This is a genomic window from Butyrivibrio sp. AE2032 (assembly GCF_000702965.1).
In genome coordinates this window covers 1,154,785-1,177,119 of sequence record NZ_JNLF01000005.1, presented here as the reverse complement: position 1 = coordinate 1,177,119, position 22,335 = coordinate 1,154,785, and the positions used below count along the sequence as shown (strand labels likewise).

15 protein-coding genes and 1 other annotated feature are annotated in these 22,335 nt (G+C 47.9%); of the genes, 14 read left to right on the top strand and 1 reads right to left on the bottom strand.

The features are described from left to right. The first annotated feature begins 1 nt into the window (after position 1). The 13 genes from gatB (at position 2) to BO18_RS22875 (ending at position 16,633) form a co-directional block, all read left to right on the top strand. A complete protein-coding gene (gene gatB, locus BO18_RS22935; RefSeq protein ID WP_034449928.1) occupies positions 2-1,444 on the top strand; it encodes an Asp-tRNA(Asn)/Glu-tRNA(Gln) amidotransferase subunit GatB in 1,443 nt (480 codons plus the stop codon). Further along, positions 1,444-2,787, top strand: coding sequence for a hemolysin family protein (locus tag BO18_RS22930; protein ID WP_051689080.1), 1,344 nt, complete (start codon positions 1,444-1,446; stop codon positions 2,785-2,787). Before gatB ends, BO18_RS22930 begins: the two co-directional genes overlap by 1 nt. Further along, complete coding sequence (locus BO18_RS22925; protein WP_051689079.1) at positions 2,780-3,439, top strand: HAD family hydrolase; 660 nt, start codon at positions 2,780-2,782, stop codon at positions 3,437-3,439. The genes BO18_RS22930 and BO18_RS22925 overlap by 8 nt, the downstream gene beginning before the upstream one ends. A gap of 43 nt (positions 3,440-3,482) precedes the next feature. Then, entirely contained in the window at positions 3,483-5,006 is a 1,524-nt protein-coding gene (locus tag BO18_RS22920) for a hypothetical protein (RefSeq protein WP_034449927.1), read from the top strand. 201 nt (positions 5,007-5,207) lie between these two features. Next, positions 5,208-6,182, top strand: coding sequence for a hypothetical protein (locus BO18_RS22915; protein ID WP_034449926.1), 975 nt, complete (start codon positions 5,208-5,210; stop codon positions 6,180-6,182). Positions 6,183-6,283: 101 nt separating this feature from the next. Continuing rightward, positions 6,284-6,534 (top strand) — a binding site (T-box leader). A gap of 74 nt (positions 6,535-6,608) precedes the next feature. Next, a complete protein-coding gene (trpE, locus tag BO18_RS22910; protein ID WP_034449922.1) occupies positions 6,609-8,075 on the top strand; it encodes an anthranilate synthase component I in 1,467 nt (488 codons plus the stop codon). Beyond that, positions 8,072-8,638 carry an anthranilate synthase component II gene (locus BO18_RS22905; RefSeq protein ID WP_034449920.1) on the top strand — a complete coding sequence of 189 codons (567 nt, stop codon included), beginning with the start codon at positions 8,072-8,074 and terminating at the stop codon, positions 8,636-8,638. Before trpE ends, BO18_RS22905 begins: the two co-directional genes overlap by 4 nt. 965 nt (positions 8,639-9,603) lie before the next feature. Continuing rightward, the gene (locus BO18_RS33390; RefSeq protein WP_051689078.1) at positions 9,604-11,856 is read left to right on the top strand and encodes a leucine-rich repeat protein; all 2,253 of its coding nucleotides are present in this window, start codon (positions 9,604-9,606) and stop codon (positions 11,854-11,856) included. A 65-nt stretch (positions 11,857-11,921) separates the two neighbouring features. Further along, the gene (locus tag BO18_RS33385) at positions 11,922-14,099 is read left to right on the top strand and encodes an N-acetylmuramoyl-L-alanine amidase family protein (RefSeq protein WP_051689077.1); all 2,178 of its coding nucleotides are present in this window, start codon (positions 11,922-11,924) and stop codon (positions 14,097-14,099) included. 39 nt (positions 14,100-14,138) lie between these two features. After that, positions 14,139-14,540: a hypothetical protein gene (locus BO18_RS22890; RefSeq protein ID WP_034449918.1), complete on the top strand. Its 402-nt coding sequence runs from the start codon at positions 14,139-14,141 to the stop codon at positions 14,538-14,540. 64 nt (positions 14,541-14,604) lie between these two features. Then, positions 14,605-14,808: a tautomerase family protein gene (locus BO18_RS22885; RefSeq protein ID WP_051689076.1), complete on the top strand. Its 204-nt coding sequence runs from the start codon at positions 14,605-14,607 to the stop codon at positions 14,806-14,808. Between the two features lie 207 nt (positions 14,809-15,015). After that, complete coding sequence (locus BO18_RS22880) at positions 15,016-16,203, top strand: hypothetical protein (RefSeq protein ID WP_034449916.1); 1,188 nt, start codon at positions 15,016-15,018, stop codon at positions 16,201-16,203. Positions 16,204-16,207: 4 nt separating this feature from the next. After that, the gene (locus BO18_RS22875; protein ID WP_034449915.1) at positions 16,208-16,633 is read left to right on the top strand and encodes a hypothetical protein; all 426 of its coding nucleotides are present in this window, start codon (positions 16,208-16,210) and stop codon (positions 16,631-16,633) included. 53 nt (positions 16,634-16,686) lie between these two features. Here BO18_RS22875 and BO18_RS22870 read toward each other — a convergent pair whose 3' ends face one another. Continuing rightward, positions 16,687-17,571 (bottom strand): LysR family transcriptional regulator, encoded by an 885-nt coding sequence (locus tag BO18_RS22870; RefSeq protein ID WP_051689075.1) that lies wholly within the window; start codon positions 17,569-17,571, stop codon positions 16,687-16,689. A 222-nt stretch (positions 17,572-17,793) separates the two neighbouring features. Here BO18_RS22870 and gltB point away from each other — a divergent pair, with 222 nt between their 5' ends. After that, positions 17,794-22,335 carry a glutamate synthase large subunit gene (gltB, locus tag BO18_RS22865; RefSeq protein ID WP_034449913.1) on the top strand — a complete coding sequence of 1,514 codons (4,542 nt, stop codon included), beginning with the start codon at positions 17,794-17,796 and terminating at the stop codon, positions 22,333-22,335.

The following is a 22,335-nucleotide window of genomic DNA, read 5'->3' as shown; positions in this document are numbered from 1 at the left end:
TATCATGCAGGAATACGAGATGGTAATTGGCCTTGAAGTACATTGCGAGCTCTCGACGGAGTCAAAGATCTTCTGCGGATGCTCAGCGAAATTCGGAGGCGAGCCCAACACACACGTATGTGAAGTCTGCTCCGGTATGCCGGGCACTCTTCCGACACTCAACAAGCAGGTTGTAGAGTACGCCGTAAAGGCGGGACTCGCGCTCAACTGCGAGATTACAAGGAACAACAAGTTCGACCGTAAGAACTATTTCTATCCTGACCTTCCCAAGGCATATCAGATATCACAGCTGTATTTCCCGATATGCAGGAACGGTCACGTTGACATCAAGACATCCAAGGGCATGAAGTCCATCGGCATCCACGAGATCCACATGGAGGAAGATGCCGGAAAGCTCGTCCATGACCCTGTTACGGGCATGACTATGGTAGACTTCAACCGCTGCGGCGTTCCGCTCCTCGAGATCGTTTCGGAGCCTGACTTCAGATCCGGCGAAGAGGTTATCGCATATCTCGAAAAATTAAGAGACACGATGCAGTATCTGGGGATCTCCGACTGCAAGATGCAGGAAGGTTCCATGAGAGCCGACGTCAACCTCTCCGTAAGACCCGTAGGCCAGAAGGAATTCGGCACAAGGACCGAGATGAAGAACATCGCGAGCCTCAAGGCCATCGAGCGCGCCATCGAATATGAGCGCGACAGACAGATCGACCTCATCGAAGAGGGTGGCAAGGTCGTTCAGGAGACAAGACGCTGGGACGACGAGCAGGAGTACACATACTCCATGCGCTCGAAAGAGAACGCCCAGGATTACAAATATTTCCCGGATCCCGACCTCATGCCGATCAACATCTCCGAAGAGTTCCTCGACAGGGTGAGATCAGAGCTCCCCGAGTTTGCGGACGCAAAGCGCGAGAGATATGTAAGCGAATTGGGACTCCCCGAATATGACGCGGAGATAATCACGGGAACACCCGCCCTCGTTAAGGTTTTCGAGAGCGCGTGTGAAGTCACTTCGAATCCTAAGGACTGCTCAAACTGGCTCATGACAGATCTCCTCAAGATCGCCAAGGACGCTAAGGTCCTTGCTGCCGACATCGATTTTGACGGTAAGGTCATGGGAAAGATAATCAACCTCGTAAATGAGGGTAAGATCAACAGGAAATCGGGCAAGATGGCTCTCGAGGAAGCATTCCTCAACGGCACCGATCCCGAGAAGTATATCGCCGACAACGGCCTCGCCCAGGTATCCGATGCAGGTTCCATCGAGCCTGTCATAAGAGAGATCATCGCCGCTAACGAGAAGGCTGTAAACGGCTATCTCGCAGGCGAGGAGAAGAACCTCACGTTCCTCATCGGCCAGTCCATGCGTGCCCTGAAGGGCAAAGCGGATCACCAGGTCGTAAGACAGACCCTGATCGATATTCTTAACGGAATGAAATAATGGATATACTGCTCAGCATCTTACTGGTCTTATTCTTCGTCCTCGTCAATGCCTTTTTCTCAGGCACCGAGATGGCTGTCATCTCGCTCAACGATGCGAAGATGCATAAACTCGCCGAGGAAGGCGACAGAAAGGCTTTACGGGTAATTAAGTTCCTGGATAACCCCGGGAGTTTTCTTGCTACCATCCAGGTAGGCGTTACCCTGGCCGGATTCCTGTCATCGGCTTTCGCGGCCAACAGCTTCGCGAGCAGGCTTGCCCTTTGGGTGGATCCTGATTCTGTCCATCCCTGGATGGAATCCCTCTGGACAGTGGTCATCACCATCGTGCTCTCGTATTTCTCTCTCGTACTGGGAGAGCTCGTTCCTAAGCGCATAGCGCAGAACAAGCCCGAGAGATGGGCATTTGCGGCCGCAGGCATCGTTAAGTTTTTCGGCGCCGTCTTAAAGCCGTTCGTATGGTTCCTTACCAAATCGACGAATCTCATCCTCATGCTCTTCAGGATCGATCCCAATCAGACCGACAAGCCGGTAACTGAGGAAGAAATCCGCATGATGGTCGATGTAGGCTCTGAGTCGGGCAACATCGAAGATACCGAGAAGGAAATGATCGAGAATGTTTTCGAGTTCAACGACAAGGAAGTCTCGGAGATCATGACGCACAGGAAGAAGATCGTATCCCTTCCGATCGATGCCGGTTACGACGAAGTAATGCGCGTCGCCAGGGAAGAGAAGTTTACCAGGATCCCTGTCTACAAGGATACGATCGATGACATCATCGGCATCCTTCACATAAAGGACCTCATAGGCATAATGCCTCCCACTGAGGAGAAACCCTTCAAGCTCGAGAAGTTCATAAGAGAGCCTCTCATCGTTCACGAGACCAGAAAGATATCTTCACTCTTCGGCGAGATGAAGAACTGCGGCATGCAGATGGCTGTCATCGTCGATGAGTACGGCGGAACGATGGGCATCGCCACGATAGAGGATATGCTCGAGGAGCTCGTCGGAAACATTACCGATGAGTTCGACGATGAGGCTGACGAGTTCGTCAGGCTCTCTAACGGCGATTATATAGTCAGGGGCGACATGACGCTGAGCGATCTCGAAGACGTTCTCGATATTGAGCTCACCGACGATGAATATGACACGATCGCGGGACTCGTAATCTCTCAGCTCGACCGCGTTCCCGAAGAGACCGAACACCCCGTGGTCAACTACAAGAACCTCAGGATCAAGGTGCTCAAGGTCGAAGAGAATGCCATCGCAAAGGTGCTGATCCACATCAATCCGGTCGAGAAGCCCGAAGACGGCAAGGAAGACGGTTCGAAGTCCGATGAGTAAGTACGACCTTGTTCTCTATGATCTGGACGGAACGCTGCAGGACTCGATCCCGCTGATAATGGAGTCTTTCAAACACGCATACGAGGTTGTTCTCGGCGGCACCGACAGGACCGATGAGGACCTCATGAGTTATATCGGAAAACCGCTGGGTGATTCTTTCGCAAGACACGACGATGAGACCAAAGAGCGGCTGACCGCGGCTTATCTCGAGTATAACTGCGCCAGGATGAAGGAGAACGTGATCCCCGTATTTCCGGGCGTTTACGGGTTCCTCTCGAAAATCCGGTCCATGGGCGTCAGACAGGGAATAGTCACTTCCAAGCGTGAGACATCCGCCATGATAACCATTGAACTGCTCGATCTGGGGCAGTATTTCGATACCATGGTATTCCGCGAAGCAACGGAACGCGCCAAACCCCACGGCGACCCGCTGGTATATGCAGCAAAGGCCATGGGTGTCGAAGACATGAGCCGTGTTCTCTACGTCGGAGACGCGGTCCCCGACCTGCTCTCGGCAAGGGATGCGGGGTGTGATTTCGCCCTCGTGGGGTGGACGAAGATGGACAGGGAGGAGCTGGACAGCTTAAATCCCGATTATTTAATAGAGATTCCGGAGCGACTTCCTTGCATTATCAAGGGCTCCGAATTATAATGTTCAATGCTTTTTATAAAAATAATAAGGTAGGATAGGTAAAATGGCTAAGACCTCCAAGTCCGGAAAGTCGAGCAGAAAAGCAGTATCTGGCAGCATGATGGCGATCATCATCGCTATCGTCCTCATCATTGCATGCTTCTTCACATATATTTCCGGAATACTTCCCAAGACGCTGACGGGCGTAAGCATCACAGAGACCCGTGACAACGGCACGACCGGAACCGTAAAGAATTTCTCTCTCTTAGAGACGAACTTCCACTTCCAAGAGGTTTACAACTCTTATGCAAACTACGGTATGGTATCGTCTGAGCACCTCGATGAGGTCTACAACGAAGAGACCGGCGAGACATACAGAGACTGGCTCCTCAAGGAAGCTGCAAAAGAGATGAAGACTCTTGCACTCGTTGAGCGCGCAGCAAAGAACAACGGATTCATGCAGTATTCCAAGGCCAGGGAATATGCAGCTTGGGATGTTGATACTCTTGACCTTTATTCCCAGATGTACGGTTACCAGACAAGCCAGCAGTATCTCTCGGCTATCTACGGTACAGGCATGACAAAGAGAAGCTACGTTGATTTCTCTTCACGTGAGGTTCTCGTTCAGGAGTACGGCTTCTATCTTAAGCAGTTCGATACAACCATCGTTCCCACAGCCGAGCAGATCCAGGCAAGGTTCGATGAAGATCCCAGCCAGTACGCAATAGCAACATTCAATTATTTCACCATCACCGCAGGCACGGATGCCGACGGAAATGAGACAAGCCTCAGCGATGCAATCGCAGCTGCAAAGAAGATCGCGGAGAGCACAAAGGATTCCGCTTCCTTCAGAGAAGCTGCCCTTGCTTATCTCCAGGGCAAAGGCGCCAGCGCTACATCTTTCGATGACGGTGCTGACCCGACACTCTACGAGAACTACTCATATTCGCAGGCTTCATACCTGAATACGGACGTTAAGAACTTCGTATACAACGAGGCAAAGGCCGGTGACGTAAAGGTTATCGAGACAGACACAGGTGCTTATGTTGTTTATGTTGCAGAGTGCAAGGTCGATGATTCAAAGACTGTTGCCTACAGAACACTTACGCTGAACAATGAGACGGCTTCCAAGACTGACGCAACAGCAGAGGAGATCGCTCAGGCTGCTCAGGCACTTGCCGCTGAAGCAGCAACATACTGCACACAGGGTCTGGATCCTTTCACATTCTACAATGTGGTCAAGGAGCACACATCCGACAGGAATGAACTCCTCACAGGCGGATACAACGCAGGTGTCACGGAGGACTACTTTGTCGCTACTGATGAGAACGGATTCAACAACACACAGGTTGAGTGCGGACAGTGGCTCTTTGAGGATGGACGCAAGACTGGTGACGTCAAGATCGCCATCTCCGAAGATCAGAAGACTGTATATGTTTACTATTTCGAAGGCTCCTGCACAGCTTGGGAGAATTCAGTAAAGAACAACATCATCTCTGAGAACTTCAACACATGGAATACAAGTCTTGAGAGCGGCAATCCTCTCTACGTTGTAAACGCAGGTCTGATGAAGTATCTCGTATATTAATAATAGATATTCATAAATTACCAGAGGGCTGTTTCCTTGCGGAGGCGGCCCTTTTCATTTGCCCCCGCGCTTCCAGAAAACATATTGAATATACGCGCGCGTATAAGACAGTTGCTTTTTATAGATTATGACTACTGTACGTTGCATGCGTTTGAGTTTAAGATTTATAAGTCTTTATTGATAAATAAGGAGGATAATATCATGAAGAAGATTATGGCGCTTATTCTCGGACTTGCCATGATGCTCGGCATCGCTTCCTGTGCGAAGAAGGTTGAAGTTCCGTCGAAGAGCGATGTAAGGAAAGCCGTTGAGGAAGAGTATGAGATGGAGTTCAAGTGCAAGTCTCAGGACATTTCCGACGATGAGAAAGAAGCTGAATGGGTATTCCTTTCAAAGGACGGTTCCCTCGAAGTAACAGTTAACTGGAATTCCAAGAATCCCGAAGAGTTTGAGTTTGACGAGGAAGAGCATCCCGAGGCTACTGAAACAGAGCCTGTTATTGAGACAGAGACTGAAGAGACCACTGAAGAAACAACAGAAGAGACAACTGCTGAAACCACCAAAGAGACAACGAAGGAAACACAGACTTCCGAGTCTTCCGATGCTTCTGAGACTTCCGGCGATGAGACAAAGTCCACAGCAGCTCCCCAGGGCAACGGCAAGTATGTTAATTTCGATGAGATGAACTTCTATGTAAACGGTCAGAAGTTCACACTCGGAAAAGTAACACTCCAGGAGATGATCGATGCAGGCGTTCCTTTCGAAGCAGACGACCTCGAGGACGCAGGTAACAACCTCAAGTCCAACTATCAGTCATCCGGCTTTGAGATCGTTCTCGGAGAATACTATTCCGCATATATCTATGTATTCAACGATACAGATTCAGGCAAGCCCATGAACGAGTGCTATGTCAACGAGATCTATTTCCCTTACAATCCCAAGAAGGAGCAGGACATCCTCTCATTCGATTTCCCGCTCAACATGACAATGGATGATCTTAAGGCAAATGCCGGTGAGCCTACAAAGGAATCCCACTATGATTCCGAAGACAGCGACTACTATTCTGATACACTCAAGTATGAGACAGAGTCCGAGAGATATATCAGCGGAAGCCGTTATCAGTTTGAATTCTCAAACAGCGAGCTCAGATATATCTACATCACATACATGCCCTGATAACGAGCATTAAGTTAAAGACAAACAGGAGGCTGTCCGTAAAGGGCAGCCTCTATATTTATGTTGACAACCCACCTTTCATATAGTATTTTTATCTCAATTCAAAACCGTTGACGGAGAGTGAGTAGTTTTAGGAATTCCTGTCAAAGAGAGTCCGGGATGGTGAGATCCGGGCACAAGGAGCTTAGAGCGAATGGACTTCGGAGGGCGCGAGGGAAAGGGGATATCCCCAAGTATATTGCGACGTAAGGCATACGTAAGTTGCCGGAGATATGATGGTATCTCGTCTAAGCGCACGGATCAGACCGTGAATCAAGGTGGCACCGCGGATAAGTTGTTATTCGTCCTTGACAGAAGATAAAGGATCTTTTGTCGAAGGGCGTTTTTTATTGCCTTCGGCAAAAAGAAAAGCCGGAGGTGACAAGAATGAAAGTTGTGCCGTCGATCGAAGAAGTAAGAGAGCTGGCCAAAAGCGGCAGGTACGACGTCGTACCGCTCAGTACAGAGATACTGTCTGACTTTACCACGCCCATAGAAGCTATCCGCATTCTCAAGAATGCATCGACTCATGCGTATATGCTCGAGTCTGCGCAGGCAGACGAGAGGTGGGGAAGATACACCTTCCTGGGCTTTGATCCCAAGCTTGAGATCACATGCATAAACGGAGAGATTACATACGGCGACAAGACCGAAAAGACGGATGATCCTTCCGAGATAATAAGAGACATCCTCTCAAAGTTCAGAAGCCCGAGATTCGACTATCTCCCTTCGTTTACCGGCGGCCTTGTCGGATATTTCTCATATGATTACCTTTGCTATGCTGAGCCCACCGCGAAATGCGATGTCATCGACAGCGAGAACTTCAAGGATGTCGATCTCATGCTCTTTGATAAAGTCATAGCTTTCGATCACGTAAGGCAGAAGCTGATCCTCATCTCCAACATGTCTTTGGAAGACGTTGACGCGGGATATGCAGAGGCATCTGAAGAACTGGGGGCCCTCATAGACCTTCTGAAGAACGGCGCGAAAACGGAAGAGCCCGAAGGAAAGCTCCTTTCTGAAGTAACGCCCCTGTTCTCGAAAGAAGAATACTGCGCGATGGTCGAGAAGGCCAAGCACCATATCCTTGAGGGAGACATCTTCCAGATAGTGCTCTCAAACAGGCTCTCGGCTTCTTTCGAGGGAAGTCTTCTCAATACATACAGGATCTTAAGGACGATCAATCCTTCACCTTATATGTTCTATTTCGCCGGCACCGACGTGGAAGTCGCGGGAGCTTCGCCGGAGACTCTGGTAAAGCTCGAAGACGGTATCCTTCACACATTCCCGCTCGCCGGAACCCGTCCCAGAGGAAAGACGGAAGAAGAGGACAGAAGGCTCGAGGAAGAACTCCTGGCTGACGAAAAGGAACTTGCCGAGCACAACATGCTCGTCGACCTGGGCCGCAACGACCTGGGCAAGATAAGTGAGTTCGGATCGGTCGAAGTCGAGAAATTAAGGAGCATAGAGCGTTATTCCCATGTCATGCACATCGGTTCCACGGTACGCGGAAAGATCGACGGGAAGCACGATGCGCTCGATGCCATCGAAGCTGTCCTTCCGGCAGGCACGCTTTCAGGCGCACCGAAGATAAGGGCATGCCAGCTGATCGGCGAACTCGAGAACAACAAGCGCGGCATCTACGGCGGCGCGATCGGCTATATCGACTTTACGGGCAACATGGATACGTGCATCGCGATCCGCATTGCCTACAAAAAGAACGGCAAGGTCTTCGTAAGGAGCGGCGCGGGCATCGTTGCCGATTCCGTTCCGGAGAAAGAATACGAGGAGTGCCTCAACAAGGCAAAGGCCGTCCTCAATTCGCTTAACCTTGCGCAGGAGGTGGACGTATGATCCTTCTTATAGATAATTACGACAGCTTTTCATATAACCTTTACCAGATGATCGGCCAGATCGATCCCGACATAAAGGTCATCCGCAACGACGAGATGACGGTGGATGAGATCCGCGCCTTAAAGCCGGACCGCATAATTCTTTCACCCGGCCCCGGAAGACCGGAAGACGCAGGCATCATCTGTGATGTCGCAGCATCTATCCATGACATTCCGATCCTGGGCGTGTGCCTCGGCCACCAGGCCATCTGCAAGGCTTACGGCGCCGTCGTTACTTATGCCGAGCACCTGATGCACGGGAAGCAGTCCGATGTGGGACTTTACGCTTTATGCCCTCTGTTCAGGGGAATAGGCGAGCGCACCAAAGTCGCACGTTACCACTCACTTGCAGCAGACCGTGACACGATCCCTGATTGTCTGCAGATTACGGCTGTGGCAGATGACGGTGAGGTAATGGCCGTGCAGCATCGTGAATATCCGATCTACGGTGTACAGTTCCATCCGGAATCGATCCTTACGCCCGACGGAAAGAAGATGCTCGAGAACTTCCTTAACATAAAGTAATCTAACGTGGTGATAACCTTCTCCTTAAGAATGGGCTGTATCAAAATGCTGGTACAGCCCCTTACTTTCGCTTTTTGGCTGGCATTTGCCCAATGCCTGCTTTTCTGCCGTGTAAAAACGGCGAAAAACTGACCCCTTGAAGTGGATGTGCTAATGACCAGCCATGTCTGCCGGAAGGCCAAAGTATCGAAATGTTTAAAAAACTTCCGTTTCCGATACCTGTCGAGAGTCCAACGTATCGAAATCCGGGGAAATCCTTTGTTTTCGATACCTCGGCTGAACCGCAGATATCGTTATTGAGATTTTTCTTCCGAAAACGATACCTTTGATCTTCCACTGATATCGTTTTTGAAGACTTTTTCCTGAAAACGATACCTTTGATCTCCCGCTGATATCGTTTTTGAAGACTTTTTCCTGAAAACGATATCGTAGCTTTACTTGCAGGCGATTTTATCCCAAACCGTGAATTATTGCCTCCGTGGGATAATTTTCAGAGGTGAATTTATCCCAAAAGTTTAAATATGCTTCACTTGGGATAATTTGCGGTCCGAATTTTATCCCAAATCGCAAGAAACCCTCATCTTGGGATAATTTCGAGCACAAATTTTATCCCAAATCACAAGAAAACCTCATCTTGGGATAATTTCGATCTCACCTTTCAAAAGTCGAGGTATCGAAACGCAGATAATCACTTCGATTTCGATACCTGTCGAAAAGACAGGTCAGAATTCTGCAATCAACTGCAACTGCCACACTTGCTGAAACAATAAGGGGCTAAATGTTATGTAACCCGGAGTTTACGTTCCTGATTAATTGACGTCCTGTACTGTAAGACGGCATTTAAAATCTTACGCTCTTGAATTTTGTTTTAAGATAAGTTACAGAATAAGAAAGTATTCTCAGCGGGGGATACTATAATTATTATGTGGTTTTCCGTTTATTCTTGTGTGTATCGAGGAGATATCATGGGCACTCAGTTAAGAAGATTTATTTCATCTTTATTGGCAGTAACGATTGCATTGGGCGTTGTCATATATGATAGATCGACAGTCAACGCAGATGCAAATAGTGTATATATAGTTAAAGAGATCGATCTGTATTCAACTGCAAGCAAGAGTCTGGTAAGCATACCTGAAGAATATAAGTCATCTTACAAGATCACCCTTGCAGATCTGGGCCTGACCAAGGGGAAGATCGTCAGTTGCAGTGTTTTGAAAAGTTCGCCCAAAAACATATATTATGATGACTATTACGAATACTCTGTCAGTGTAACCAATGACGGACTTGTTACTCCCGGCGGCTTGTTTTGGATTGGTGATGATTGCTATGAGGAACGCCCGCAGGACGGGGTATATGATGAATTTGAGCCGAGCAACGGAACGGCTGTTGTCATGGTAGTATTAGAGGGCGGAAAAGAGTATTACATAACATTCCATAACCATGACTATGACCGGATCTATGCGGATAAAGTCATAGATGATTTCATTGCCGAAAACATAACATCAGACATGTCCGTGGAGGAGATCGTCACTGCAGCAACAAAATGGGTAGCAGAAACCTTTGATTACAGCGATAAATGTGCGGCAGCTTACACAATGATCTCAAGAGGTGGCGGTGATTGCCATGCAAGTGCCGATCTGATCAGCCGGATCTGTCAAAAGTGCGGACTTCATGCCTGGTCACGCAATGCCAACAAAGATCCCGGCGCAGGTTCAGGTCATATGAATGCAATCGTTGAAGATAAGGAAAACGGTGTCTGGTATATCTGTGAAGCCGGTTATGGCGGAAAAGCTCCCAGATATTATAATGTTTATTTCAGGAAAAGCTTGTACTGTTATCGTTTTATTTCTTCGCAGGATATAGAGCTCTATCAAATAGATGCTGATAATGAGACATATGCGAAAACAACGAGCATAACGGTCCCTTCTCAGATCGAGGGCTATACGGTCTCTTCGTTAGGCAAGTACTGCTTTAATAATTCTTCAAGGATTAACCATATAAGCATTCCGGATACTGTCAAAACTTTGAAAGAGGGAGCTTTCCGCAACTGCTCATCATTGGATTCAATGGATATCCCTTCAGGTGTTACTTCGATCGACACCGGAGTCTTCTATAACTGCAGGAATATGAAGACCGTAAAGATCCCATCTTCAGTTACTTCAATCGGCCAAAATGCATTATACGGATGTCAGAAACTGACGGACATTTATTTTGAAGGTTCTGAAAGCGATTGGAAAAAGATCGAGATCGGAACGGGTAATGATGTCCTGTCCAAGGCTGTCATCCATTACGGTTCTTCGCCTAAGAACGGCTGGGAAAAGACATCAGACGGAAAGTGGACATACTATGACGTTGGCCGGCTTGCAACAGGCTGGCAGGAGATCGACAACCTGAGATATTATTTTGATGAATCGGGAATAATGCAGACCGGCTGGCATTTTATGGATTATTGCTGGTTTTACTTTGATGCATCCGGAATAATGCAGACAGGTTGGCTTCGACAGAATAACAAATGGTATTACCTGGATCAATCAGGGCGTATGTTAAGTGATTCTATTTGGTGGATAGATGGTAATGGTTACTGTTTTTCCGAGGCAGGAGAAATGGCAACTAACGGTTGGATTCAGCTATATAACAGATGGTATTACTGCAGTTCGTCAGGAAAATTTCTAATCGGTTGGAACCGGATTGGTGGCAGATGGTACTATTTCTACCATTACGGAAATATGGCGACCGGCTGGGAAAAATTGGGCAACAGATGGTTCTATTTTGCAGACGATGGTTACATGGTCACAGGATGGAAGAAGATCGACGGCAAGTGGTACTATTTCGACAGTAACGGGTATATGCTTACCGGCTGGCAGAAGATAGATAACAAGTGGTATTTCTTCCAAACTGACGGCATTATGCAGACCGGATGGTTCAGCAAAGGCGGCAAATGGTATTACTTCAGATCTGATGGTTCCATGAAGACCGGCTGGCTGAATCTTGGAAAGGATTGGTACTATCTCGGAAGTAATGGCGATATGGTCACTGGCTGGCTTGCCAGAGGTGGCAAATGGCACTTCTTTGATGGCAGTGGAAGAATGGTGACCGGCTGGCTTTCAGATAATGGTCATTGGTATTATTTTGATTCTTCAGGTGGTATGGTAACCGGTTCGGTAAATATCTCCGGAACCACTTATTATTTTGATAATTCCGGCATTTTGATCGAATAATAAACTCGAACGATCGGCTGATCAGTTTTTTGGAAAACAGAATTAACATCCTAAGAGGTGATATCATGGGCACTCAGTTAAAAAGATTTATTTCATCTTTATTGGCAGTAACGATAGCATTGGGCGTTGTCGTGTTTGATAAAAAGGACGCCAGAGCAGCTGTCATCAAGGAGATCGATCTGTATTCAACTTCAAGCGACAGTCCGGTAAGTGTTCCGGGAAACTACAGAAAGTCGTATCAGATCACCCTTGCGGATCTGGGTCTGACCAAAGGAGAGATATCATCTTACAGCGTTCTGTTCAGACAGCCGGATGGAATTCTATATGAAGATTATAACTTTGCCGCTGTCAATGTATCAAACACCGGCCTCGTTACTACGGCTTGCTGGTATTGGAATAACGGAATTGGTTACAGTAATCCTCCGGAGGATTGGGACTACACCAGAACTACTCCTATTACCGGAACGGCGACGGTAAGAGTATATCTGAAGGATTACACTCATTACGACATAACATTCCACCACATTGATTACGATGCTGTTTATGCTGATAAGGTTATAGATGATTTTGTCGCGAAAAACATAACGTCGGACATGTCCGTTAAAGATATCGTCACAGCAGCAACAAAATGGGCCGCAGAATCATTTGATTACGGCAATATAAGTTCCGCATATTCAATGATCATCTACGGATATGGTGACTGCTGGGCAAGTACCGACCTGATCTGCCAGGTTTGCACAAAGTGCGGACTGAAAGCCTGGGCTCGCAATGGCAACAAAGATCTGGGCGCAGGCTCAGGCCATATGAATGCGATGGTTGAAGACAAAGCAAACGGCGTCTGGTATGTCGGTGAAGCCGGTTATTCCGGAAAGGCACCCCGTAAGTATTCTGTCCGTACAAGGACAAGTTTGTACTGTTACCGCACATTAACTTCGGAGAACAATGCGGTTGAACTCTATCAAATAGATGCAGATAACGAGACATATAATAAGACAACGAGCATCAGGATCCCGTCAAAGATCGAGGGTTATACAGTCACTTCACTTGGTGCAAACTTTATAGCCGGCAACACGGTAGTTAACCATGTGATAATTCCGGATACAGTCAGGAATCTGGGAAACGGAGCTTTCTATAACTGCTCGTCATTGTCTTCAATAGATATTCCTTCCGGTGTTACTACGATCGGTGCCGGAGTTTTCGGGTACTGCACATCACTGAAAACGGTTAAGATACCTTCATCAGTTACTTCTATCGGCAATGAAGCATTTTTCGGGTGCGAGAAACTGACTGATATCTATTTTGAAGGTTCCGAGAGTGATTGGAAAAAGATCTCGATCGGCTCGGATAACGATGTCCTGTCCAATGTCACATTCCACTATGGTACTTCACCTAAGACCGGTTGGACAAAGACGTCAGACGGCAAGTGGACATACTATGATCTTGGCAGTCTCGCGACCGGCCTGCATGAGGTCGACAACAGCATGTACTATTTCGATGCGTCCGGAATAATGCAGACGGGCTGGCAGCAGATAGATTCTTTTTGGTATTACTTCAAAGCTTCAGGGAAAATGCTGACCGGCTGGCAGTATCTGGGCAACTACTGGTACTATCTGGACTATACGGGAAAGATGCTCAAAGGTTTTCAGAAGATCAACGGTTCCTGCTATTACTTTGGTGAAACCGGTGAAATGGCAACCGGCTGGAAAGAGATAAACTACGGCTGGTTCTATTTCGGGACATCGGGAAATATGCAGACCGGCTGGCAGAAGATCGGAAACAAATGGTATTTCTTTGAAAATACAGGCCGAATGATAACCGGATGGGAAAACCTTAGCGGCAGCTGGTTCTACTTCGACACCGACGGCTGCATGGCCACAAGCTGGAAGCTGATCGATGGCAAGTGGTACTACTTCGGAAGCAACGGTTACATGGTCAACGGCTGGCAGATGATCGGAAATAAATGGTACGTCTTCGATAAGTCGGGCTACATGCTTACCGGATGGTACAACAGCAGCGGCAACTGGTATTATCTTGCGGAAACAGGCGAGATGGTTACCGGCTGGAAGCAGATCGGCGGCAACTGGTACCGCTTCGACAATTCGGGGAAAATGACTACAGGCTGGTACTTTACCGGCGGTGACTGGTATTACATGAACGGTCAGGGAGTAATGGTTACCGGCACCCAGACCATAAACGGAAAAGAATATGTTTTCGATTCCACCGGAATATGCACCAACCCGTAACAGCAGCTTTGTAATGTTCTGCTTTTTGGAGGAAAGACAGTGAGACCAATTAATGAATTGCTCCCCTGGTTTATCAGTGAGCAGGATTCGTGCCAGAAGCGCGGATTAGGCCATGTCCCGCCTGCGCTCAGAAACCTTTCTGAGGGAGTAGAGGAAGATGATGATAAAGCTGCTTATCTTTCGACTCTGATCACCATTTTGCAGGACTATAAGTTTTATGAAACTCACGGCGGCGCTGCAGGCGATATAACCATCAGTATTATGGAAGATCTCGTGGAATTTCTCGTTGCCGAAAAAGAGAAGCACAGAGAAAAAGCATATGAGTATGTCGCCTTCAAGGATAAATGGGAAATGTCGACACAGGAATTGGATGCGATGACATCTTATTTCGATGCGGAGATATATGTCCGCATGCTGATAACTATCGCGAAATCCAATTAAAGAACAGGAGAACGGAACATGCCGTTAATCAGAATAGAAATGATCCGCGGGAAAGATCCCTCCCATGAAGACTGACAGCTTCATGATCATTGAGATCACCATGTTTCCGGGAAGGACCGCCGGGCAGAAGAAAGCGCTGATCGAATGCGTCACCTCAAAGCTCGTCGACCGGTTATCCATTGACTCAACAGATGTTTTCATCGTGATAAATGAACCCGCAAATGAGAACTGGGGCATGGCAGGAATACAGCGGGCTGAGAAGAAGTAATACGTGCTCCATTGACTGCACCTGACAGACGTGACTTCAGTGTTGACAATTTTGTTGATGACATTGCTCAAGATGTTTTGCGACAGCCCTTTTTTGCGCGGACCGATATAACTGACGGACAGTGCAAAAATCTTGTTTTTGTATCTTCTGATATAGTAATATTTTCTTGTGCGGAAGTTTTTTGCCAAAGAATAAGGGGATAAGGTTATGGCAACACTATGTAGGAATTGCAGTCACGCATTGGTTTTTAATCCTGAGTCACAGCTGCTTGAATGTTCATATTGCGGCAGTTCTTTCAGGCCCGATGAGATCGAGTCAGAGGCCAAGGAGTACAGGCAGGATCTGAAAGCCGAATCAATGAATGAAGTCTATGGTACTGAGATCGGAAAGTTCATGGACTGTTATGTTTATTCATGCAGCGAATGCGGCGGCGAGATCATCGTCAACGGAACGGAAGCTTCGACTACATGCGTTTATTGCGGGAACCCGAATGTTGTTTTCAGCAGGATCGCAAGGCAGAAGTGCCCGGAGTATGTTCTTCCGTTCTCGGTAACCAAAGAACAGGCAATTGAGCTTGTCCGCGGGAAGATCGGCAAGGGCTTTTTCATTCCTAAGCAGATCAGGGAATTCTCACCTGAATGCGTACGCGGAATCTATGTCCCATATTGGATAGTAAACGCAACATTTTCGAATGCCGTTATTGTCTACGGCAAGACCGGCAGAGGAAAGTATGCTGAAGTCAATCATTACGGACGTGCCGGAGATCTGGAACTGAAGAATTTCCCGGTAGATGCATCACGCGCTTTGTCAGATGAGAGCAGTTCAAAGCTCGAGCCGTTCGATCTCTCGCATCTCAAGCCTTTTGACGAAGACTATCTCGCAGGTTTTTATTCGAACATCTCAGATGTCACCTACGGTGATGTTAAAAATGCCGTATTTAAGAGAGCTCAGAAATACTTTGATGAAGAGGTACAGGATAATGTAAGAGCCGAAAAAACGAAGATCTTACATTCCTGCCCTTCCTTAATGCTCGACAACGATATGGTATATGCAATGATGCCGGTCTGGTTCATCACTTTAAAGCATAAAAGAAAGCACGTTACTATTCTGGTCAATGGTGATACAGGAAAGGTCGTCTGTGGAATTCCCTTTGATAAGTCAAGGTTCTATCCGATCCTTTTTGGTCTGGGGATCCTTCTGACGGCTGCGGCTTTCGCCTTGTTCTATTACGCATTTTTTATCCTGGCCATTGCCCCGTTGCTGACCTATTTCCTCGGTGCTGGCATAATCGTACTGTTTTCGATGGGGATCAGAAAAATAGTAAGGGCAATGAGGAGCATAAAACTGGCGCAGGACGATGATATGTTTACCTTCATGAATAAGAGACAGGGGTGATCATATGGATGCTGCAATGCTGATTATTTATTTAATTATATTGGTGTTTGCTCTCGGATCAGGATTAGGCTTAACCTGCCTGATCATGGGAACGATAATCGATAAAACAAACAACATCGGTGACAGCCGGGGTACAAACGATGATTACAAGGCGCACATCCACTTTACTGCCAGAAAGGACAAATTAACCCGTAAAGAGGAGAAGGAATTCCTCGGCACATATGGTGTTAAGAATGAAGATCCTACATCAGAGCCTGAGGGCAGAGATCTTGTAAGAAGACTTTCCGGTGAAGAACTTGCCGGGGACGGAGATGCTTCCGCTAAAAGGGAGAAGATGTTAAAAGGTCCGGATAAGAAGCAGAGCTTATGGGATGACAGGCAGCCTCAAAATGATCTTTCCGGCGTGTTCAGACCATTAAAAGACAAATAAACACAGCAAAAAATAAGGGGCCATCTCTTCAATCCGGAGACGGCCCCGCTTATTTATGAGTACATATTCCTTACATGTTCTATGAACTTCATGGCCAGGGCGCTCGGGATCTTCTCCTTATCCCATGACAGGATGTAGTCGACGTTGGTTTCGGGAGTTATTGTCTTTACGACCACGTTCGCGTCGGCGGAGATGTTCTTTGCGACTGAAGCGGGGAAGATAGCGATGCCGATGTTCTGGTCAACGAGCTTTGATGCGTTTGAGGAGTGTGCAGTCTTAACTATGAAGTGCGGCTCCTTGCCGGTGCTCTCGAACCAGCTCCTGATCTCCTCTTCTCTTGAATGTCTTGAGGAGATGATGAGATCGGTATCTACTATGTCATTTAATGTGACGGTCTTTTTCCTGCTCTTGGCGAGAGGGTGGGATGCGGGGATTATCGCTGCCCACGAATCGCTGTATACGGTGATGCCGTCAAGCTGCTCGGTGTTGAGGGGCGTCATTGTGATGGCAAGCTCAAGAAGCCCGGACTTCATCCTGTATGTGAGGTCGTCCACGGTGCCGCACCAGAGGTTATAAGTAACGTTAGGATATTCTTTCTTAAAAGAAGAGATCCATTCTGCCGCAAGGGAAGGACCGTTACTGTCTACGTGGCCGAGATAGAGCGTTCCGCTCAGACCTTTCTTAACGTCGGTGATCTCTGTTTTCGCGATATCAGCAAGAGCTAAGATCTGTTCACCGCGTCGCTTGAGCGCGAGACCTTCGGGAGTGAGGGTGACGTGGCGCTTTCCGCGGATGATGAGGGTACAGCCGAGTTCTTCCTCGAGGTCCATGAGCGCTCTTGAGAGCGGGGGCTGGGATAAGTGCAGACGCTCTGCCGCGCGTGTGATGTTACGTTCTTCCGCAACTGTTAAGAAATAACGTATCTGACGTAGATCCATGGGCTGTCCTCCTTATGTCGCTATCATACTCTAAAGGTATGGTTATACGAATATTATATGTATTTTATTTCCTGTACCCTTCGAGATACAATCTCACTTGAAATCGATTAACGATATTCTAAACGCATTGAAAAAGAATATCAATACTCTTTGAGAATGATTTCAACCGGCATTACATCGTGGTGGATGAAAGTTAGAGTTGCCGGACGGGTGGAGGAGAATATGAGACCTTACGAAGAGAAGTATGTCAGAGAATGCTACCAGGCAATGCAAGAAGAACATGATGCTTGCGGTATCGGCTTAGTAGTTAACATTGATGGTAAAAAAGAATACCGTACTCTTGATGACGCATTATCCATTGTCGAAAAGCTCGAGCACAGAGCAGGTAAGGACGCTACAGGTGAAGTAGGCGACGGCGTCGGTATTCTTGTTCAGATCTCACACAAGTTTTTTAAGAACGCTGCTAAAGAGGCAGGCATCGAAGTAAAGGACGAGGGCGATTACGGCGTCGGTATGTTCTTCCTTCCCCAGGATAGCAAGAAGCGCACGCTCGCTATGCGTATGTTCAAGGTCATCACGGAGAAGAACGGCCTTAAGGTAATGGGCTGGAGAGAAGTTCCCACAGATCCCGATATTCTCGGCAAGGTTGCAAGAGATGCTATGCCGGTCATCATGCAGTGCTTCGTTGAAAGACCTGCTGATTGTGAGAAGGGTCTTGCATTTGACCGTATGCTCTATGTCGCAAGAAGAGAATTCGAGCAGAGCACAGACGATACATATATTACTTCTTTATCTTCAAGAACTATCGTATATAAGGGAATGTTCCTGGTAGGACAGCTCCGCAAGTTCTATAAGGATATGCAGAGCAAGGATTATGAGACAGCCATTGCTATGGTCCACTCAAGATTCTCTACTAACACAACACCTTCATGGGAGAGAGCTCATCCTTACAGAATGATCGCTCACAACGGTGAGATCAACACGATCAGAGGTAACTTCGACAGAATGCTCGCCCGAGAAGAGACATTGTACAGTCCTTCGATCGAGAACGATGTAGACAAGATCTTCCCGATCATCCACAAGACGGGTTCTGACTCTGCAATGCTCGACAACACTTTAGAGTTCTTCATGATGAACGGAATCCCGCTTCCTCTGGCAGTCATGATGATGATCCCTGAGCCCTGGAAGAACGATTCCTACATGGAGCAGGAGAAGAAGGATTTCTACCATTACTACGCAACAATGATGGAACCCTGGGACGGTCCTGCAGCTATCCTCTTCACAGACGGTGTTATCGCTGGCGCTACATTAGACCGTAACGGCTTAAGACCTTCCAGATATTACATCACAGACGATAACAGACTTATCCTCTCATCTGAGGTAGGCGTTCTCGACATAGATCCCGAGCATATCGTAAAGAAGTCCAGATTACAGCCCGGCCGTATCCTTCTTATCGATACAGAGAAGGGCAAGCTCATTTCTGACGAAGAGTGCAAGAAGTACTATTCCGAGAAGAACCCTTACGGTGAGTGGCTCGCACTGAACCTCCTTCATCTGTCTGAACTCAAGATCCCCAACAAGAAGATCCCGGTTCATACACAGGAGATGAGAAACAAGCTCTATAAGGTGTTCGGATATACATTTGAAGACGTTAAGAATGAGATCCTGCCGATGGCTACGAACAAAGTTGAGGCAACAGCTTCAATGGGTACGGATATCCCTCTCGCAGTTCTCTCAGAGAAGCATCAGCTTCTGTTCTCGTTCTTCAAGCAGCTTTTCGCGCAGGTTACAAATCCGCCGATCGACTCCATAAGAGAAGAGATCGTTACAGATACAACAGTATATATCGGTTCCGATGGTAACCTTCTTGAGGAAAAGAGCGGTAACTGCAGAGTGCTCGAAGTCAATAACCCGATCCTCACAGGCGTTGATCTCGTTAAGATCAAGTCTTTGGACCAGCCCGGCTTCAAGACAGCTACTGTATCTATACTTTATTATAAGAACACATCGCTCGAAAAGGCTCTGGACCAGCTCCTCATCACTGTCGACAGGACATGTGCAAAGGGCGCCAACATCATCGTTCTCTCAGACAGAGGCATCGATGAGAACCACGTTGCAATCCCGTCGCTCCTTGCTGTATCAGCAGTTGAGCAGCACTTAGTCCAGACAAGAAAGAGAACGGCTGTATCCCTGATCATCGAGAGCGGCGAGCCCCGTGATGTTCACCAGATGGCAACACTTCTGGGCTTCGGTGCACGTGCTATCAATCCTTATCTCGCACATGAGTGCATCGCTGAGATGATCGACAAGGGAATCCTCGATAAGGATTACCACACGGCAATCGATGACTACAACTACGCTATCCTTCACGGAATCGTTAAGACTTCCGCAAAGATGGGTATTTCCACACTGCAGTCTTATCAGTCCGCAAAGATCTTCGAAGCAGTCGGAATCTGCAAGGAAGTAGTTGATAAGTATTTCACAGGCATCGTAAGCCGCGTAGGCGGTATCGGCCTGGAGGAGATCTCCGAGGGAATCCTTTTCAGACATGACAAGGCTTTCGATCCCATGGGTCTTGAGAATGATACGACTCTGGACAGCACAGGCTTCCATAATCTGAGAAGCGGTGATGACAAGGAAGATCATCTGTACAACCCCAAGACGATCGTTGCCCTCCAGAAGGCAGTAAGAGAAGGTTCTTACGAACTCTTCAAGGAATATACGGCAATCGTAGACAACGAGAAGCCCCATACATTAAGAGGTCTCCTCGCATTCAAGAAGACAGGCAATTCCATCCCGCTCGAGGAAGTGGAACCTGCTTCAGAGATCGTTAAGAGATTTAAGACCGGCGCTATGTCTTACGGTTCTATCTCCAAGGAAGCACACGAGTGCATGGCAATCGCTATGAACCGCCTGGGCGGCAAGTCCAATACAGGTGAGGGCGGTGAGTCACCCGAGAGATTCGGCACGGAGAAGAACTCCAAGATCAAGCAGGTCGCATCAGGCAGATTCGGCGTTACGAGTGAATATTTGAACAGCGCTGAAGAGATCCAGATCAAGATGGCACAGGGTGCTAAGCCCGGTGAAGGCGGACACCTCCCCGGAAAGAAAGTCTATCCCTGGATCGCAGAGAGAAGATATTCAACACCGGGTGTTGCTCTTATCTCACCTCCGCCTCATCACGATATCTATTCGATCGAAGATCTAGCACAGCTCATCTACGATCTTAAGAACGCAAACAGAAAAGCAAGGATCTCCGTAAAGCTCGTATCCGAGGCAGGTGTAGGCACTATCGCATGCGGCGTTGCCAAGGCAGGCGCACAGGTAATCCTCATCTCAGGTTATGACGGCGGTACGGGTGCAGCTCCCGCAAGCTCCATCCACAACGCAGGTCTTCCTTGGGAATTAGGTCTTGCAGAGACTCATCACGCATTGATCGAGAGCGGCCTTAGAGGAAGAGTTGCAGTCGAGACAGACGGTAAGCTCATGAGCGGCAGAGACGTTGCCATCGCAGCACTCTTAGGCGCCGAGGAATTCGGTTTTGCCACAGCACCCCTGGTATCCATGGGCTGTATGATGATGAGAGTCTGCAACAAGGATACATGCCCGTTCGGTATCGCATGCCAGAACGAGGAATTGAGAAAGAGATTTAAGGGCAAGCCGGAGCACGTTATGAACTTCATGCTCTTCATCGCAGAAGAGTTAAGAGAGATCATGGCAGACTTGGGTTTCAGAACGGTCGATGAGATGGTCGGCAGATCCGACCTCCTCAAGGTTAAGGACAAGCAGATAACAAAGAGAGCCGAGATGGTCTCCCTCGCGCAGATTATAGATCCGTCCTATGCGGATTCCGAAGTACGTCATTTCGAACCCGACCATGTATTCGACTTCGAGCTCGAAAAGACGATCGACGAGAGAGTGTTCCTCCCTGAACTCGCGAAAGGCCTTAAGAAAGGATCCATCAAGATTACTGACGTTAAGGTATCGAGTACCGACAGAGCAGTAGGAACTATCTTAGGTTCGGAGATCACAGCCGAATACGGAACACAGTTGGCAGATGACAGCGTCATCGTTGAACTTGTTGGCGGCGGCGGACAGAGCTTCGGTGCATTCATTCCGAAGGGCCTGACGTTAAAGCTCACGGGCGATGCGAATGACGGATTCGGAAAGGGATTATCCGGCGGAAAGCTCATCATCAAGCCTTATGAGAATTCCGGATTTGAAGCTTCCAAGAATGTCATCATCGGAAACGTTGCCCTTTACGGTGCAACAAACGGTACTGCATACGTCTGCGGCGTAGCAGGTGAGCGTTTCATGATCAGGAACTCCGGCGCGACAGGCGTATGCGAAGGTACCGGTGACCACGGTCTGGAGTACATGACAGGCGGCAAGGCAGTGATCCTGGGCGAAGTCGGAAAGAACTTTGCAGCAGGTATGAGCGGCGGAATCGCTTATGTACTCGATGAACACCACACTCTCTATACCAAGATCAACAAGGCTCTTGTAGAGATGAGTGAGATCACAGAAGACGCAGATAAGAACGAGCTCAGAGCAATCCTTCAAGATTATGAGCAGGCAACAGGTTCTCTTAAAGCAAAGGCCATACTTCAAGACTTTGACAAGTATGTCGCAAGCTTCAAGAAGATCATCCCGACAGATTACCGTCACATGCTGACCTTGATCGCCAAGTACGAGGAACAAGGCATTGCGCATGAACAAGCGGTCTATGAAGCTTTCAAAGAAGCTACAAAAGTCGGTGCTTGA

Excerpts from the sequence above, each read along its gene's own strand:
- BO18_RS22930 (WP_051689080.1), top strand. The coding sequence starts at position 1,444 with ATGGATATACTGCTCAGCATCTTACTGGTCTTATTCTTCGTCCTCGTC.
- BO18_RS22925 (WP_051689079.1), top strand. The coding sequence starts at position 2,780 with ATGAGTAAGTACGACCTTGTTCTCTATGATCTGGACGGAACGCTGCAG.
- BO18_RS22920 (WP_034449927.1), top strand. The coding sequence starts at position 3,483 with ATGGCTAAGACCTCCAAGTCCGGAAAGTCGAGCAGAAAAGCAGTATCT.
- BO18_RS22915 (WP_034449926.1), top strand. The coding sequence starts at position 5,208 with ATGAAGAAGATTATGGCGCTTATTCTCGGACTTGCCATGATGCTCGGC.
- trpE (WP_034449922.1), top strand. The coding sequence starts at position 6,609 with ATGAAAGTTGTGCCGTCGATCGAAGAAGTAAGAGAGCTGGCCAAAAGC.
- BO18_RS22905 (WP_034449920.1), top strand. The coding sequence starts at position 8,072 with ATGATCCTTCTTATAGATAATTACGACAGCTTTTCATATAACCTTTAC.
- BO18_RS33390 (WP_051689078.1), top strand. The coding sequence starts at position 9,604 with ATGGGCACTCAGTTAAGAAGATTTATTTCATCTTTATTGGCAGTAACG.
- BO18_RS33385 (WP_051689077.1), top strand. The coding sequence starts at position 11,922 with ATGGGCACTCAGTTAAAAAGATTTATTTCATCTTTATTGGCAGTAACG.
- BO18_RS22885 (WP_051689076.1), top strand. The coding sequence starts at position 14,605 with ATGAAGACTGACAGCTTCATGATCATTGAGATCACCATGTTTCCGGGA.
- BO18_RS22880 (WP_034449916.1), top strand. The coding sequence starts at position 15,016 with ATGGCAACACTATGTAGGAATTGCAGTCACGCATTGGTTTTTAATCCT.
- BO18_RS22875 (WP_034449915.1), top strand. The coding sequence starts at position 16,208 with ATGGATGCTGCAATGCTGATTATTTATTTAATTATATTGGTGTTTGCT.
- BO18_RS22870 (WP_051689075.1), bottom strand. The coding sequence starts at position 17,571 with ATGGATCTACGTCAGATACGTTATTTCTTAACAGTTGCGGAAGAACGT.
- gltB (WP_034449913.1), top strand. The coding sequence starts at position 17,794 with ATGAGACCTTACGAAGAGAAGTATGTCAGAGAATGCTACCAGGCAATG.